Source organism: Pseudahrensia aquimaris, from assembly GCF_042676045.1.
GTDB classification, from domain to species: domain Bacteria; phylum Pseudomonadota; class Alphaproteobacteria; order Rhizobiales; family Rhizobiaceae; genus Pseudahrensia; species Pseudahrensia aquimaris.
In genome coordinates this window covers 1-15993 of sequence record NZ_JBHTJV010000002.1, presented here as the reverse complement: position 1 = coordinate 15993, position 15993 = coordinate 1, and the positions used below count along the sequence as shown (strand labels likewise).

Here is a 15993-nt window from a genome sequence, read left to right as displayed (position 1 = left end):
ACCAGCGGGCCTCCCGAAATGTGATCGTGTCTTTTTATAGACGCGACCTGCGGCCACCACCGTCATTCAAATGGGTGATGCGGGAGGCGTTTGGCGCTGTCACGATGGGCGCAGCAGGCAAGGAGAATTTCCATCATGACCGAACACATTGCCTCTGATTGGGACCCGTTCGACGGCCAAATGCCGAGCGAGCGCCAAACCGTCAGCGAGCCGGGCACGCGCATTACCGTCCCGCCATGGGTTTCGTCCATCGGCATTCTCACGGCGCTTCTAGGCTTCTTGGTTCTGTTCGTTGGACCGAACGGCGACGCAACAATGTTGGTTGGTTCGGGCCTCGTGCTGGCATCGTTTGCTGCGGTTTTCGTCGCGCAGGCGCTGCGCAAAGACAAGCAATGGGAACGCTGGACGTATTTTTGCGTGGCGCGTGACAACGACTGGTCATTTCGTTTGGTAAAACAGCCAAGTGCTGAAGATCGCGAGGAAGGCAATGGCGATGCCGCCTACGACCCTGCGGTAGAGCGGGCCTACCGTGAAATCGGGCAATTGATGGCTTCGCGGCCCGGCCAGCCGATCCCTGTCCAGATCGCAGCGCTCTATCGGGGACGCACGAAAAGCGGTGTGCCGTTCTGGATGGGTGCGCAGTTGAGCAAGACCGTGATGGTTCTCGCAGCCGAGGAATTGAAGACCGATTCAAGGGGAAATACAGGCGGGCACGGCCACGGCATTGCGATGGTTTTGGGCTTTCCCCTCGCCCGCAACACAGGCGTCAAAGCTGATCTGCTGGCCGAAGCCTTGTGGGATTCGCGCAACGATTTCGATACCGAATCCTCCCAATTCAACGACATTTTTAAAATCAAGCTGCGCAATGACAGCTCCGACGAGGCCAACCTTTTGCGGGTGCTGTCACCCGCCACGCAAACTTCGATGATCGACCTCGCCCTGCGCTACAAGGCGCAGTTCCTGATCGACGGCGACCGGATTTTCATGGCCGGATACGACCTGTTGAACCTCGATGACCCTCAGGCGGTTGCCGACGTCTTGGCGGAGATGGTCGATGACTTCGCCAGCGCCGCCACCTCTTTCAAACATTACGCCGAATAGGACAGAACCATGGAAGTCATAAGCTCCGTCATTATCCCGATCATGATGATCTCGCCGATTATCGTGGTCTATATCGTGCTCTACAATTCGCTGCGGCGGTCGCAGACGAAGGTCCAGGAGGGCTGGTCGGGCGTCGAAGTTCAGCTCAAGCGGCGCCACGACCTCGTGCCCAATCTGCTGTCATCGGTGAAAGCGGCAATGGGGCACGAAACGCGCATATTTGAACAGCTTGTCGAGGCCCGCAAAACTGCCGACAAGGCACTGGCAAGCCAAGACCCGAAACTGATTGAAACCGCTGAGGCCAATCTCTCCGCCAAGCTGCAGGGCTTGCGGGTTCACATCGAAGACAATTCCGAAATTACGGCAACGGGGAACGTGCAAGAGCTGCAACGGCAATTGGAAGAGACGGAAGACCAGATCGCGGCGTCCCGCCGTCTCTACAACGGAAATGTGCAGAAGCTGAACGCGGCCGTGGTGACATTTCCCGGCAACTTGATTGCCTCGCGCCACAACATCACAACGGTGGAGCCGTTTGCCATGGAGCAACTCGAATACGACGCCGCCCTTTTGCCGCCCGAGCTGCAATTCGACACCCTCTCTCGCTAGATCGGAAAGACCCATGAAAAAACTCGCCCTCTTAGCCGCCGGTGCGGCGGCGCTGATCGCGCCAAGCGCTTTGTCGACAGCCCCCGCCTCCGCAACCCCGCGCTGCGACATGGCCTTCTACGATCACAACGGATCGGAAATGGCAGTGCATGTTTGTGACGGGCAGATGGTCATCGAATACGAAAATCCGCGGCGCGGCCTGTCGGTCAAGCCCGGCACCATTCTCTTCAAAGGAGAACTTTACCAGATGACAGGCGGCTCCAAGATCAACGGGCGTGCCCGTGTGTTTCGCCGGGGTTGCAAGCCTACAACCTACGAAGTGAATGGCTGGATGGAGAACGGCACCATCACCATGGCGGGTCGCGCACCGGTGCGGGGCGCCAATTGCAAGGTTCGCCGCTACCGCAACGACAAATTGCTGTTTCGCGGTTTGTAAGCCATGCAGCGAAGTTTGGTAGCCCTCATCTTTGCCGGTTTCGCACTGCTCCTTTGGGCTAATGGCGCTCACGCTTGCCTGTTGAAAGTGGATACGCGCAAAGCGGGTACGCTTGCCCGCCTTTCGGTGACCGTTGAGTCACAATTTGGCGGCAGAACTACTTTCAAGATCGGCGGGGGGAAAAGCATACATCGCCTGCTGATGACGCCACCATTCTGCAACCGCCCGTTTGCCGTGACGCTTTCAGCCACATGTCTGAATGCCAGGCAAGATCGCCTAAGACATCCGTGGAGAGGCCACGTTAGGCACTTTTCGGTCTCGGCAGAGACGTTGTGTCATTAGCGATTTGCAATCAAAAAGGTGCAAAAAAATGACGCTTTTTCGAAACGATGATTGGTGCCATCCGCCTTGCGTGAACTGGCGTACCGGCTGCATACTCTGGAAAACATATACTCAGATTTCACAGGTTTCTTGTCCATTCAGTCCATCCAATCCGAAGAGTCTCATGCTGGCCAATCTGCCAATCTTGTAGCAAAAGACGGAACTGTTCTTCATACGCGCAAATGGACGGGGAAACAGGGGCGGCCAACTGTATTTATCGGACATAGCCAGCCAACCCATAGCGGTCATTTTATGCCATTGGCGCAGGCGCTGAACAGGCGCGACTGGACCGTGGTGAGCGGCGATCTTCGTGCTCATGGTCGCTCAACCGGGCCATCGCAACCGCTGGGACACCTGACGCCGCAGAAAGGCTGGGATGCGCTGATCGATGATATGCAGGCGCATCTTTCGCACGCTTTCAAAGACGTTCCGTTCGATCAGCGGGTTGTTGCTGCGCAGAACATAACCGCGCTTTTGACGCTAGAAGTTCTCAAACGAGAGCCGCGCCTCGCCCGTCATCTTGTGTTGACATTGCCCGCCAATCAACCAACGGTTGCCATGTTGGCCCGCGCCTTCTGTCGTGCCCGCATGAAGCTGAAGCCGCACGATGAGCCGGACGAACAGACACATCATCATCTCTACAGTTTTCTCGGTGCGCGGCTGAAAGAGCGGCGCCACCTTGCCGATGTCATGTCGGCGGACGCCAATCTGGTCGATGCCGTCGTTGCTGACCCACTTGGGTTCACGGTTCCCACATTGGGATATTGGTCGGAAATTTTCTCCGGCATGGAACGGGCGTGGAACTGGCCAAAAGATGTGTCCATCGACAGCGAAAGCAGCATCTTGCTTCTCTACGGAGAGGAAGACCCACTCATTGCCAACGGCAAACTGGTCACGCCGATCCGCAAATGGTTTGACCGCGCCGGTGTAAACGAAATTGAACTGGCGATCATTGAAGGCGGTCGTACGGCGATTTTGCTTGATGAGGCGACACTTAATATATCCGAACACCTTGTGAACTGGGTGGAAGGCGATATGCCGCTGGCCTCAACGGACGGACTGGTGGCTGAAACGTTCGAGGCTATTTCGCAGGAGGTTTTGGAACGGTTTAGACGCGATAGAAACGGCGAGGCGCTCGACACCGACCAATTGATCGCGCTTTGCTATGATGCCGTCGACGACGAGACGCTGTGGATTGAAATTCTCTACCGCATCGCAATCAACATGGAGCGCAGCGGCACCGAAGAACGGCGCCGCATCGAAACTACGTTGCAAGCTCTGATGCCGCATTGGGATCGGTCCTACACAATCAACCAGCGTATGGTTGCCTCCACGGCGCTCGGCATGGTGCTGCAAACCGTAGTTGAACGCCTCGAAATTGGTACGGCTCTGCTATCCACCCAATATAAGCTGCTGCACCACAACGAAGCTTTTGGTCAGGTGTTGCGCCAATCTTGTCTGGCCGCGGGTTTAAATGCAGACGATAGCGTCGAGAGCCTCCTCGATGCCGTTATGGATGCTGATTTTCGAAATCAGATTATGAGCGGGCAGGAAACGTCGGTCCTCTCGATTGGCGGCCATCCGTTGGGCTTTTATTTCCGGCCCGATGCTTTGCAGCTTGGTGCAGGCGGTGACACAGCGCCGGCCGGCCTGCTGGTGCTACGCAGCCAGAATGAAGAATACTCCGATGAGGACACACGCATTTCCATGCTTGAACTCTCTTACGGACTTACACGGCAGGAAGCCGCCGTTGCATTACATGTGACACGCGGCCACGGTCCGAGCGCTGTGGCCGAACGTTTCGGTGTATCCATCAATACCGTTCGCACCCATTTGAAGCGGACATATGAAAAGATGGGGGTTGACGGACAAACCGAAATGGTGGCCCGTATTATGGGCGGTGCCATAGGATGGCTATCCCGCTAGTTATTTGTGATTGGGGCGGGGGCCGATGCTGAGTATTGGACTGGTGGCTGTACTTGCAATGCCTCTGGTGTTGGCGGTGGTGCGTAGCCGTCATGTCGACGCGCACGCTTTCGCCTTCAACAACGGCGCAACCAATCTGCTCTCATCCGCGTGCAGCGTTGTATGTTCCAATGTTGGGATCGGCACATTCGTTGCCATTTACCTGTTCACGCAGGCCAGCCCGCTGATCGGAATATCCATCGCGATTTCTTATACTCTGGGTCTTCTGCTTTGCGCATGGTTGGCCCCGCGTATTCATGCGCAATGCTGCGAAACAGGAACCTATGCGCTGGTAGATCTGATTGTTGTTCGCCATGGAGACAACTCGATCTGGCCGGTCTGGCTGCCCATCAGTTTGATATTCCTGCTGCGCAGCGCTGTGCAATTGGCGGCGCTGACAGTCATCTTGTCGGAAGCGACGCAGCTTTCGCCGTTTCTATCGCTCATCATTGCAACCGCATCTGTGGCTGTATATTCCATCGTGGGGGGCTATCAGGCTGCCACCAATACGGATGTCATTCAGGCGGCCGTCTTGCTGGCTTTGGTTGCTGTTCTGATCGCCGGCTTCAGCGCTTTTCAGGCCGAGCCACGGCCGTTCCTTGATCTTGGCCCCCACAACATTTCCCTGCTAATCGGCATTGTCTTGTTCGTGCCGATAACCCCCGTTCTGGCGGTCGACAACTGGCACCGCATGGCGACTGCTCGTGACGCGTCAATCGCGCGGGGTGCATTTGTTGTTGCGGCACCTTTGTGCGCGGTGGTTTACGGCGCTGTGTGGTGGGCAGGCATGTTGCCGTCTCCCACCGGCGATGTGCTGCAAAGCTTTCGCACGTTCATGCCATCGGAAAAGGCGTGGCTTGCGGATCTGCTCTTCATGGTGGCCATCATCTCGTCCATCGACACGTTTGTTATGCCGCTGATTTCGTCTTTTGAGCGCTTAGGTGCGGGGCTTGCGAAAATGCGCGTGGCGGTCACGGTACTTTTTTTTGTAACGGCGACGCTGGCATGGCTTGCCGGGGACATCCTCAGCACCGTCATCGCGGCGTTTAGCAGCCTTACGGTCTTGCTCCCGTGTGTTCTCGGCGCTTTTTTCCTATCGCGCCCAACGACAGAAGCGGCATGGATTTCGCTCAATGCAGGGGTAGCGACTACGCTTATGTTAACCCTCGTTCTGCCAGACGCAGCCTCGCTGATCGGCTTTGCGATAAGCGCGATCACGTATTGGGCCGTCGACCGTTTCCAGCGCTCTCGGATTCGCTGACAAACAGATGAGAGCCGAATAAGCTCATCCGCAAATAGGGATGCACTGGACAGTTAGGACCATTGTCAAATGCGGCGTTAGAATTCCGTACTGTGCTTAGCTGTCCGCCCCTGGTCGGTCATTAAGGATTAGGGAGCAATCTTCTGAACACGCGACTTACCCGCTTCAGCTAAGTGCCAAAAACAGTCCGATTTTTATTCAATCGTCAACTGCTTCAATGACCGCTATCGGCCAGTTAAGTCGGCATGCTTCACAATAACGTTAACGGCTGGATCGAGCCCATAGGTGACTTTAGCAATATGGAGAGATAGTTTTGTCAGGAAAACGTAGCGCGGTGGAATTTGCGGAATATGCATGTGATCTCCGAATGGGGTTTGGCTGGTGCAAACGCGATGCTTGACCGCGCCGACGCCTTTGTCGTGGTGGACGTACTATCATTCTCGACATGCGTTGACGTCGCTTGTTCAAATGGCGCGCGTGTCTTCCCTTTCCCAATAGATGACCGTGAAGCAGCATCACAGGAAGCGCGTCGTAGGAATGCACAACTTGCGGGGAAGCGCTCTGACAAAACCTCGCGCTTTAGTTTATCTGCGCCAACCCTTCAAAAGATACCCCACGGAACCCGTCTGGTTTTGCCCTCGCCAAATGGGTCGCGTATTTCGTTCGCTGCAAAGGCAAAGCCTGTTTTTGCTGGTTGTTTGCGCAACGCCACATCTGTCGCGCAGGAGGCCATGAAAATGGTTGGGAGTGGCACACTTGCAGTTATCCCGGCAGGTGAGCGCTGGAAGGATGGCAGTTTAAGACCAGCCATAGAAGACTTGATAGGCGCAGGTGCGATAATCTCCGCGCTAAGCGGTTCCTTTTCACCAGAAGCCATCGTGGCACGCGATGCCTTTTATTCAGCTAAATTGAACTTATTTGACCGATTGATTGGCTCAGTATCAGGTGTCGAGTTATGTGAACTTGGCTTTGCCCAAGACGTCAAAATTGCAGCCGCACTCAACGTTTCGACCAGTGCTCCAATCATGCGAGAAGACGCTTATTGCTCCGCAACATGAGTAGTCTGAGCGGCAGCAAAGTCCGCTCTGTTGCCGTTAGCTGGTTTTGCAAACGAGCCATTTTGACGTTCGCTTTTTGCTCCCAAGCCCCACAAACGTAATGACTGCTTCCGGCCAGTGATCATCACTGTCCTGAATGTGCCAACCTGTAGTGGTTCACAGCCAAGATTAAGGGAGAGTGGAATGGCAAACACAATTCAGAAGATTTGTTATTTAACTTCTATCCAGATTGATCTGAATACGGCTTATGCATGTCGGCGTCTCAACGCCGCTCTGCTAGCGTTGCCGCCTCGCATCGCGCGTTTTCGGACTGCAATGTGACGGCTAGATTTTCCAGCGGACCCGGCACATTAGAGGTAACCGAACTGCGTTGCAGTTCGATGTAAGGCGCATAGCAGTTCCAGACCGATGCAAATGGCGACGAGAAGAAAGTTCTGGCAACGTCATGCTCGCAGAGATTGCCGCTCAGACATAATGACAAACGCGCGAAAAAACTGGTCACGGTCTCGAACTGGTTTCGGATATTTTCACGGCCGAGCACTGTCGTAAAAAGCTTGCGCTCCAGATTTTCTCTCGCCCGTTGGTTTGAACGCGCATAGGCGAGATCTTCGATATCGACAGAGCGATAGAAGACGAGCGTTGCGCTGCCGAGATCTCGAAAAGCGGCACGATGGCGTTCATCCTCCCACAGATCGACGAGCTTTAGAGTCCGCTCGGCGCGCATCGCTTCCCTACGTTCGAAATATTCGAGGCCGGCAAAGCCTGCTGTTATGAAAGCACCTATGACGGCTACAACAGTCAAGAAGTCGGCCAAAACGCTCCAGCGACCTTCGGACACATTCAGTAACCTCAGCTTAAGCTGCGGTTCTTCACCGGGTTGATGATTCCTATCGGCGGTCATAGTTCACAATCCGTCACGAGGTCGATCCGGATCGTTGGATCGATTGGCAACCCTTTCGACAATCGCTCACCCAGAAGTTCTCGAACGCAAGCCAGTCCCGCAATATCAAGGATGTATGAACTCCGCAGATCGTCCCTGAGAACATCTCCGGGCTCTACTGGCGTGAAGCCGCCGCGCGTTCCGACAGCGTCCACCTCAAGACCCGTACATTCGGTAAAATCCACCAAAATACGTGCTTTCGGACTGGCATCGGCATCTTTTTGCAGTGCGTCGAACCGCTGAAGGAAGCAGTTGGCCCGGCCTGTATCGAGGATCACGACTTCGTCGCATACGAAGCAGTCTTGCGAAGCCGCGGGCGTGGCCGACACGACCATGCCGATCAAGAGGAGCGGTTTGAACAGTCTAGAACAGTGCATAGTCTCCAACCATTCTGCTGCGAACGACCCACGGTGTCTGAAGGCCGCCGCTTGCATCCATGACATGCCGTTTGACCCCGCGATAAAGTTCGCTCGCTTCGATACGTCCATTTCGATCAGTGTCGAAACGGACTCGGTCACCCGAAATGACGTCTGCGATAGCATTCGAGAAGTAGCCGCCGCCGGCAGAGTTGGACTCGATCGACACCTGCCGCCCCTTCGAAGCTGCCAGCACCGTTATGTTCGTGGCGGTTCGCGCAAGATCCGTGACGAGAGCATCGTTCGTTATAAAAAGCCCTGCACCAGCCGCGCCGGAATGGCAGGCGTCCAGCAGGATCGTAATGCGTGCGCGAGTGGCCGAAAGCACTTCGCGCAGCTTGTCGAAGGGCAATGCGGTATCGCGCAGATTTGCGGGGTCCGAATTGGACGTGGCCAGGTAGAAGCGACCCGTTTCATCCTGCATTCCGTGACCTGCAAAGAAAATAACCGCGTGATCGCCCTTGTCCAGACCGTCTAGCAGTTTGCGGGTGGCATCGAGGATCGCATCCGGCGTGGCGCGGCGGTCCTTGAGTGCGGCTAGTGTCTCGAACGACGGAGCTTGCGCATCCGGAGCTTCGAAACCGGCCAGAGTCTCCAGCAGCAGACCCGCATCACGCAGAGCGAAATTGATCGAGGGGATGCCAGCGTTCTCGTAAGTGTTGACCCCGACAGCCAAGGCGCGCCGTCTGCCGGATGTACCTGTCGTGCCCGAGCCAAGATCGGTAGAGATAGGCAGGCTTGCCAGCCCGTTCGCATCGCTAGCGACGATCGTTGCGATGCGGGCATCCTTCAGTCGCTCGAAGAAAATGCGTCGCCCCGAAATCTCGGCCGCTTCCAGACGATCGGTTCTCACACCGTCCTGAAAAACATCGATCCAGCGTGTCCGAACCTGGTCGAATGTAAGTTCGGCCATGACGGTGCCCTGATGCTGCAGCACGATCTTGCCATCGAGCGACGGCGGTATAGGCAGCACAGCTGCGGAAGGTAGGTCCGTCTGTGGCTGTCCCTGCAGGGTCGCGTGAGTAAGACCCTTTACGCGCAAGGCGGCACCAAAACGGTCGAGGCTGTACTGCCTCGATCGTCCAGGAAACCTAAGATCGATCAAGGTCGCAGCTTCCGCAGTGGCTTCATATGCGTAATCGCGGTTCCAGACCGCGATTTCATCATCAACAAGACGGCCAGACAGGATGTTGGGGGAGAGGACTTTATTGACGACATGGATATAGAAGTTGCCGTCGCGGTTCAGTTGCACAATATGTTTCGCATCCGAAGTCAGCCATGCCTCCATCAGCAAATCGCCATCCGGCAACAGTTCGTTGCGGAACAGCAAGCTGCGCTCACGCCGGTTCCAGAGCGTTATCGTGCCCGTTCCTGGAGAATAGGTCAGCAACCGCTCATCGTCCGCTTTCAGGCGCATGGTGCCGTCATGCCAGGCGCCTTGATAATTGTTCTCGAATGAAAACGACGCGTCGAGCAGGAAGGCCTTCTTGCCCACAGGCGGGGGTCCAGCGAAGTCCATCAGATAGACGGACGAGTAGTCCCTCAAACTGCCAAAGGTGGCACCCGCCGTACAACGCGCTTGGGCAATCCAGGCGGAGCCGATGGCTGTTTCGACCCTCGACACAGTTTGCACGTCGAAGGGAACGCGGGAACGATTGTCTGAGCTTTCGTGGTCATCATCGAAGGCTAGGTGATAACACTCTGGTAAAGTTCCGAATTCCCCGATGGTTGCCGGCGTGACCTTCCAACCGGCACTGGCTGCTTCGTTCATGAAGCGCCTCATGATCGGCGTTGATCTTGCGACATTGTCCGCCGTCCCAGCCACGTAGGCCTCCGCCTCGTAGCCCGGGCGTGTTTCCGGGCGCAGCAGCCGCTCACCCGGCTCCATCGTCTTTAATTCGACTCCCAGCCTTGCGAGCTGAAGCGGCAGTGCCTCGCGCAAAGCTATGCTGTTACCCGCATCCGCCATGATCATCGGCTCCACCTCAAGTGATTCGGCGCGAAGTCCAACACGGTCAAGCCGTCGCTTCAGCTGGGTTTCGATTGGCCGCTTCCGTCCCTCTCCTTCCGGTTCGTGGATATCTTCGTACTCGCTCGTCTGAATTAGCCCGCCGGGTCCGTTAAAGCGCCGCGTCAAGCTGATGGGGGCTACGGTGCCCAGCGAAGCGAAGGTTCGGTAGTGAAGTGCCACACTGCCATTCTCGTCTGAACTGTAGGCTCCCGAAGAATTGGAACCGACGCTGTACGTAGGATTGGCCAATGCACCGATGCGGTGCCCGAAATTCCCCACAATGGCGAAGGCCGCGTTTTCCAGGTCGATGGAGACATGGGTTGACCCGTCTTCCGGCAGGCAACAGGATGGACCGGTCGTCTGGTCTTTTACCTCCAGATGATCGCCGAACGTGGAGGCGATATCGATCTTTCCCCACGGCGCACGCATGGCTAGGACGAAACTGTCGCCCGCGGTCCAGTAGATTTCACCTACAGCGATTTTGGCAACCGTTGAGCCATCGAAGACATCGACGATCTCGGTCTTGTCGTCCTGCTCCACGGCAGCAAAACGGTGCGTCGGAGAAATCTGCAAGTTCTGTCCTGCGCGTTCTACTATTTCGGTGCCGCTTGTCGTATCGCGAACCAGCAGTCGGGTCGCATTGAGAAGGATCTCTCGCTGCATTTTCGGCAACGCTATCCGCTGCGTGTAGGCAGCCCGGCTTTCCGCGGTGTTCAAGACGATCCGAGCAGGGCCCGGCAGAACATCGTATGTTTGCTGCGCGATAGATAGCGACGTCTCTCGGTCGCAGGCACGAAGGTAAGCCACCAGTTCCGTACGAAAGTCCACCGGTCCAGCCTCCAAAGGCGCGTACTCGAACGAACCTTCGCTGGAACTGCCGCGTGATGCCAAGGCGATGAGCGCACGGTGGCGTCCCTGCCCTGCCTTGATGCCGAACGGATTTGGAGCATCGGGACCGAGTGCAATGATCCCCCGTCCCGAAAACCGCATGGGCTTGTCGGATGAGGCTACGATCCACACAGGAATGCGTGTCTTTAGGTCGCCTCCTGTATGGCGCATCGAATAAGTGCGACCGACGCGTATTCCCTTGGACTTCTCAATCGACCAGCCGACACCCTTGTTGAAGGCCCGCAACTGCGCCTCTTCCAGACTGCAAGCTGCCCCTAGCCGCCGCGATGCATCGCGTATCCGCTTGACGTGAGTTGCAGCATCATCGTCCGAACGCCACACCACGGCTCCATCGGCGATCGGTCCGGGTCCGCTGCTTGGTGGGGGCTGCAGCATATCCTTGGTGCCAGACCACTCACCGCTGGTCGCACCACGGAAGGATTTCAGAAACGCGTTGGACATCTGACGCTTGAGCGTACAGAAACCCCGATAATGCGTGTAGCGAAAGCATTCCCCTTCCACCCGACACATTTCACGGCACTGCAAAGCGGACAGGTTTCGCAATAACGGATCGCTCTGACCACTCGCAATGTCACCGCCCGGAATATCCGAGTTGTCATACCGTTTCCAAGTGAAATCCTTTCCTTCTTCGCGTGATGGAAAGGAATCGTTCTTGAGCAAATTATAGCGAGCGCGTTCGCCATTGAACAAATCTTTGCCGGAGGTCAGACGCTCTCGCAACGCAACGCATTGTCCGCGCAGTTTGTTCAGCGCCTTCCCAGAGCCGCGCAATGTCAGCCCATACGTGGTTCCGTTGGCGACGAGAGCGGCACGGCGACCACCTGCAAGCGCATTCAGCAGGTTATCTCCCTGCTTCGTCGCAAGGCTGGTGGAATCTTGAAACGTCCCGATGTTCAGGCTGGCTTTTCGCACTCCGTCCACCAGAACACCTACACTCGACGTGCCCTTGAAAAGGGAGCTGGAGCTGTGCGGGCCGGCGACCAATCCGCTGTCGGGGTCGCACCAAACACGCAAGCAGGCGGAGCCATATTGCCCGTCGCAAACCTCGACGCCCGCAGCACCCAAATTTTCCGTTGCCGTCCACTGGCGCCAGTTAGAGCCTTGTGCCATCGTCACTTGTCCGATCATCATCAACGCGAGCGCGCCAGAAATCCAAAGTTTCATCATGCCGTGTCCTCATCCCCAGATCGAAGTCTGTTACAGATGAGACAGCCTTGGCAAGCCGATGAGTGATGACACTGTCGAATATGTTGCAAGTTTCATGCGGCCGCAGAAATTTGACAGGTAATCTATTGCAGGTCGGTGAATGCGGCTCTCGATGTGGCCGTATTTCCTAGTTGTCTTCCGGCGTTCTTAAAACGGTCCGAGTGGAACGGTAGCTTCCTTCATCCAAAAACTGGCAACCTGCTATGGTTCAGTCTGAAAGCGATCTCCGCCTCCCTTACATACATCGTGCATTCATCATCTACGCGAGCTTTTACCGGCCTCCAGCCCCCCCCTCGGTCTGGCGTAGAAGATCCCCTGTGAGACACCTTCGTGGCGGCACAGATCAGAAATGCCGCCTTTACCGCGCAATCCGGCCAGCACGATGCATATCTTCTCCTTGGCGGCGTAACGCTTGCGGGTCTTACGCTGGAAGTGCTTCACCGTCCGTTCGCTGGCATCCTTGTGGCGTTCTGCATTCAGTCTCATCGGTCACTGGTCACAGGTGATTATGAGCCAGATCACTCCGTTAGAAAACCATCCCGCGCTGCCCTACTGGTGCTGACCCCAGACAGTAGTTAGGCAGAGAGTGTTTCGCGAGTACCGACACTTCTATAATGTCGTATATCGCTTCGAAGGTCCGCTTTTCGTGGTGCGAGGCCTAGCTTGGAACGACCGCTATCGGCCACATTCACGAATAGTAGTCAGCCATTACCTCGTGATAGTCTTCCATCGAAACCATATGCGCGTTACGTCCTACGCGCTTGAGGTCCCTCAGCGCAGCGTCTGGCGCGGCGAAGCGCAATGGGCGCTCGACATCGTGCGAACTAGCAAAAACGTCGCTGATTCTTCTCTTTGTGTGAGTAAATTCCACCACGACGTAGGGCGTTTTGAATTCACCTCCGCGTCCTGTGGTCATCACAGTAATTCGATCGACCAAGATCTGAGAGATGATTCCAAACTGTGATAGAGCGGATTCAAGGCTGATGTAGCTGATCGCATCGGGCCGCAACGCGACTGCGATTCCCTCAATCAGATCAACTCGGCCGTGTTCTGCTCTACTGTTGTAGTAAACGCCGGGTGCAACACGTGTGAGGACACCTTTTGTCACCATGCGGCGAAGGCTTGCGGACAGCGTCGCTTCATTCTCAGGGAACATCCCTCGCAAATCGGATTTCGTGAAAACCGATTTGCCTAGCGGATCGTGGGCGTCCAGCACCGATACAAGATCATCTGTTTTCATTAAGGCGCGTCTTCGAGCGAGATATCGCAACTTTGTGCACTTGCGAGCCGGCTTTCGCAATCAGTCATCCATGAAGAATCTGATCGTTCTCAATTTTGCCGGACAGGCTTTAGGACGTTTTGTGTCTGCAGATACGGATTCGTCGATAATTCGGTAGCACCATTTTTCCGTGTCACTCTCTGCTGGTTCAGTAACAAGTACAGGAAAATGACCATGACCTATTCAAAACCCAGAGACACCTTTACGACCAAAGCGCAGGCCGCAACCAACCCTGTAGGAAGAAAGCTGACGATTGGGGACTTGCTTCGTGACCAAGGCAGAATGTTTGCCAGAGAGCAGAAAGGAACGCCCTGGAATAAAGGGCGTCTCGTCGGCGCAAAGCTTGCGTTGAAGCCAAAACATGTCTGGGCCCTTCGCTTCTATCTAGAGCAACAAAAACAACACCGTGAACTTGCGATGCTTGATGTTGCAATCGATAGCAAATTGCGCGGATGTGATCTTGTGAAACTGCGTATTGAAGACCTCGTTGCAGATGGTCAGCCACGCCGCCGTGCAACGGTGGTTCAGCAAAAAACTGGCAAACCGGTGACTTTCGAACTGACCGAGCAAACACGAGAAAGTCTGACCGGCTGGCTGCATCTGCGGGACGGCTGTCTGGAAGATTATTTGTGGCCAAGCCGCTCCAAATCAGACTCCCACATCACCACCCGTCAATACGCACGCATCGTGCACAAGTGGGTTGAAGCGATCGGGCTTAATCCTTCCTTGTATGGAACGCATTCGCTAAGACGGACCAAAGTGGCTTTGATCTACAAAAATACAGGCAATTTACGAGCGATCCAGATTCTGCTCGGTCACAGCAAGCTGGAGAGCACTGTTCGCTATCTCGGTGTCGATATCGATGATGCGCTGACAATGTCAGAGGCAGCTGATCTGTAGGCTGATAGAGAAAAGCCGAACGGAGTGTAGGAGAACCCACTACAAATTGACATGTAATGCTGTTAGCATTACATATGAGTGGAAAGGACCTTTGATATGCTCGATTTTAATGCCAGCCCAGTGGATGATGAGAAACAATCTCGCACGACCCAAATTCGCCATGGAGAAGGCTTGTTTGAATTGATCGAACAAGCGGCGACATCATTGGCCGTCGACAAGTCGGTTTTTCTGCGCGCAGCTATTGCTAAAGAAGCTCAACGCGTTCTCGAAGCTCGTTCAAGGCATGTTCTGTCAGTTGAAGACGCGGTCCAGTTTTCAGCTGCTTTGGATGCCCCGCCGAAGCCAACGCACCGTGCGATTGAAGCCATGAGGGCTTACAACACACGCGTTGTCCGTGCCGACTAAACCATCTGACCTTCGCATCGAACACTTTGATCCGGCCCGACACAATCGGGCCGGTTTTTCGTGTGGGGTTGAGCGATTGGACAATTACCTGAAGCTCAACGCAAAAAAGCAACAAAAGGATGACATGACACGTGTCTACGTTGTCGTAGAAGATGGCGGCACAGACGTGCTTGGATATCATGCCATCAATTTGGGTATGATGAACGTTGAGGAGTTGGCCAAACGCCCAAGGGGCGCGCCGGATCATGGTGATCTTCCAATCCTGTTTTTGGGACAGGTGGCTGTCAGTACACCGGTTCAAGGAACCGGTCTGGGTTCAGTGCTGATGCATCATGTTTTCGCAAAAGCTGAGACCATCGCAAATGAAGCTGGGTGTTTTGCAATCGTGCTAGACGTGATGTCTGATGGAGACCATGCTGCCTATCAACGTCGCCAAGAATGGTACGCAGCCTTTGGCTTTCAGTCGTTTGTCAGCCAGCCGTCGAGAATGTTCATGACCATGAAACAAGTGCGCCAGTTGCTTCGTTCGTGAACTGCGACCGCCCGTGCACCGATGATTGCGCTTAGCAGGATAATGCGTGCATAGGGCACCGAAAAACTCTGAAACAATGTCCTGTGTGGATGGCTCCGGTAATGCAAGTAGTAATGTGATCTTCGAATACTGGTCAGATACCGTCCTGTGTCCGGCCTGTTGATGCGGCGTTGTCGCTGGCCTTGATGGTCTCCGTTGCCCAGTCCCATTCCGCTTTGCGGACTTGTTCAGTCCTCGGACATTGTCGGGGTGTCTCGGCATCCCGGCTGGCCCGGATCCTCATCTCACATACGTTCTTGCAAACTGATAATGTTGTGTTTGTTCGTTATTTGGCTATGTGCGTCTCCCTGTAAGGCTCGCCGTTGGTGAGAACCGCCCAGACAATGCGGGCCGTCTTGTTGGCCATCGCGACGGTCGCGAGACGAACCGACTTTCGTTCAAGAAGGCTGCTCAACCATGGGTCGGTTTGGTCGGGATGGGACTTCGCTCGTCGAACGCGACTCGTCATGCCAATAACCAACAAATGCCGTAGATACTGATCGCCCATTCTGGTGATACGTCCCAGCGTCTCCTTGCCACCACTCGAC

At 55.4% G+C, this 15993-nt stretch carries 15 protein-coding genes; 9 read left to right on the top strand and 6 right to left on the bottom strand.

Annotated features, from left to right (window positions below; genetic code table 11):
- The first annotated feature begins 135 nt into the window (after positions 1 to 135).
- From ACFQ14_RS00080 to ACFQ14_RS00055, 6 genes are all read left to right on the top strand, one after another.
- Entirely contained in the window at positions 136 to 1101 is a 966-nt protein-coding gene (locus tag ACFQ14_RS00080) for a hypothetical protein (RefSeq protein WP_377210659.1), read from the top strand.
- A gap of 9 nt (positions 1102 to 1110) precedes the next feature.
- Complete coding sequence (locus tag ACFQ14_RS00075; protein ID WP_377210658.1) at positions 1111 to 1707, top strand: LemA family protein; 597 nt, start codon at positions 1111 to 1113, stop codon at positions 1705 to 1707.
- A 13-nt stretch (positions 1708 to 1720) separates the two neighbouring features.
- Complete coding sequence (locus tag ACFQ14_RS00070; RefSeq protein WP_377210657.1) at positions 1721 to 2143, top strand: hypothetical protein; 423 nt, start codon at positions 1721 to 1723, stop codon at positions 2141 to 2143.
- A gap of 408 nt (positions 2144 to 2551) precedes the next feature.
- Positions 2552 to 4450 carry a serine aminopeptidase domain-containing protein gene (locus ACFQ14_RS00065; protein ID WP_377210656.1) on the top strand — a complete coding sequence of 633 codons (1899 nt, stop codon included), beginning with the start codon at positions 2552 to 2554 and terminating at the stop codon, positions 4448 to 4450.
- Between the two features lie 25 nt (positions 4451 to 4475).
- Positions 4476 to 5750 carry a sodium:solute symporter family transporter gene (locus tag ACFQ14_RS00060; RefSeq protein WP_377210655.1) on the top strand — a complete coding sequence of 425 codons (1275 nt, stop codon included), beginning with the start codon at positions 4476 to 4478 and terminating at the stop codon, positions 5748 to 5750.
- A gap of 350 nt (positions 5751 to 6100) precedes the next feature.
- Positions 6101 to 6808: a 2-phosphosulfolactate phosphatase gene (locus tag ACFQ14_RS00055; protein ID WP_377210654.1), complete on the top strand. Its 708-nt coding sequence runs from the start codon at positions 6101 to 6103 to the stop codon at positions 6806 to 6808.
- A 262-nt stretch (positions 6809 to 7070) separates the two neighbouring features.
- Here ACFQ14_RS00055 and ACFQ14_RS00050 read toward each other — a convergent pair whose 3' ends face one another.
- From ACFQ14_RS00050 to abiEi, 5 genes are all read right to left on the bottom strand, one after another.
- A complete protein-coding gene (locus ACFQ14_RS00050) occupies positions 7071 to 7646 on the bottom strand; it encodes a hypothetical protein (RefSeq protein ID WP_377210653.1) in 576 nt (191 codons plus the stop codon).
- A gap of 59 nt (positions 7647 to 7705) precedes the next feature.
- On the bottom strand, positions 7706 to 8125 hold the full coding sequence (locus ACFQ14_RS00045) for a hypothetical protein (RefSeq protein ID WP_377210652.1): 420 nt from the start codon (positions 8123 to 8125) through the stop codon (positions 7706 to 7708).
- Complete coding sequence (locus tag ACFQ14_RS00040) at positions 8112 to 12251, bottom strand: caspase family protein (protein ID WP_377210651.1); 4140 nt, start codon at positions 12249 to 12251, stop codon at positions 8112 to 8114. Before ACFQ14_RS00040 ends, ACFQ14_RS00045 begins: the two co-directional genes overlap by 14 nt.
- 294 nt (positions 12252 to 12545) lie before the next feature.
- Positions 12546 to 12776 (bottom strand): hypothetical protein, encoded by a 231-nt coding sequence (locus ACFQ14_RS00035; protein ID WP_377210650.1) that lies wholly within the window; start codon positions 12774 to 12776, stop codon positions 12546 to 12548.
- A gap of 202 nt (positions 12777 to 12978) precedes the next feature.
- Positions 12979 to 13530, bottom strand: a complete 552-nt coding sequence (gene abiEi / locus ACFQ14_RS00030; RefSeq protein ID WP_377210649.1) for a type IV toxin-antitoxin system AbiEi family antitoxin — start codon at positions 13528 to 13530, stop codon at positions 12979 to 12981.
- A 321-nt stretch (positions 13531 to 13851) separates the two neighbouring features.
- Between abiEi and ACFQ14_RS00025 the strand changes: the two genes are divergently transcribed.
- From ACFQ14_RS00025 to ACFQ14_RS00015, 3 genes are all read left to right on the top strand, one after another.
- Positions 13852 to 14469, top strand: coding sequence for a tyrosine-type recombinase/integrase (locus ACFQ14_RS00025; protein ID WP_377211318.1), 618 nt, complete (start codon positions 13852 to 13854; stop codon positions 14467 to 14469).
- Positions 14470 to 14565: 96 nt separating this feature from the next.
- Complete coding sequence (locus ACFQ14_RS00020) at positions 14566 to 14874, top strand: type II toxin-antitoxin system TacA family antitoxin (protein ID WP_377210648.1); 309 nt, start codon at positions 14566 to 14568, stop codon at positions 14872 to 14874.
- A 124-nt stretch (positions 14875 to 14998) separates the two neighbouring features.
- On the top strand, positions 14999 to 15406 hold the full coding sequence (locus ACFQ14_RS00015) for a GNAT family N-acetyltransferase (protein ID WP_377210647.1): 408 nt from the start codon (positions 14999 to 15001) through the stop codon (positions 15404 to 15406).
- A 325-nt stretch (positions 15407 to 15731) separates the two neighbouring features.
- Here the strand turns inward: ACFQ14_RS00015 and ACFQ14_RS00010 are convergent.
- Positions 15732 to 15993, bottom strand: a 262-nt coding sequence (locus ACFQ14_RS00010; protein ID WP_377210646.1) for a transposase, incomplete at its 5' end; no start/stop codon positions are given.

Bases quoted from the DNA above. Each gene is read 5' to 3' on its own strand.
- ACFQ14_RS00080 (WP_377210659.1), top strand. From the start codon at position 136: ATGACCGAACACATTGCCTCTGATTGGGACCCGTTCGACGGCCAAATG.
- ACFQ14_RS00075 (WP_377210658.1), top strand. From the start codon at position 1,111: ATGGAAGTCATAAGCTCCGTCATTATCCCGATCATGATGATCTCGCCG.
- ACFQ14_RS00070 (WP_377210657.1), top strand. From the start codon at position 1,721: ATGAAAAAACTCGCCCTCTTAGCCGCCGGTGCGGCGGCGCTGATCGCG.
- ACFQ14_RS00060 (WP_377210655.1), top strand. From the start codon at position 4,476: ATGCTGAGTATTGGACTGGTGGCTGTACTTGCAATGCCTCTGGTGTTG.
- ACFQ14_RS00055 (WP_377210654.1), top strand. From the start codon at position 6,101: ATGCATGTGATCTCCGAATGGGGTTTGGCTGGTGCAAACGCGATGCTT.
- ACFQ14_RS00045 (WP_377210652.1), bottom strand. From the start codon at position 8,125: ATGCACTGTTCTAGACTGTTCAAACCGCTCCTCTTGATCGGCATGGTC.
- ACFQ14_RS00040 (WP_377210651.1), bottom strand. From the start codon at position 12,251: ATGATGAAACTTTGGATTTCTGGCGCGCTCGCGTTGATGATGATCGGA.
- ACFQ14_RS00035 (WP_377210650.1), bottom strand. From the start codon at position 12,776: ATGAGACTGAATGCAGAACGCCACAAGGATGCCAGCGAACGGACGGTG.
- abiEi (WP_377210649.1), bottom strand. From the start codon at position 13,530: ATGAAAACAGATGATCTTGTATCGGTGCTGGACGCCCACGATCCGCTA.
- ACFQ14_RS00025 (WP_377211318.1), top strand. From the start codon at position 13,852: ATGTTTGCCAGAGAGCAGAAAGGAACGCCCTGGAATAAAGGGCGTCTC.
- ACFQ14_RS00020 (WP_377210648.1), top strand. From the start codon at position 14,566: ATGCTCGATTTTAATGCCAGCCCAGTGGATGATGAGAAACAATCTCGC.
- ACFQ14_RS00015 (WP_377210647.1), top strand. From the start codon at position 14,999: ATGACACGTGTCTACGTTGTCGTAGAAGATGGCGGCACAGACGTGCTT.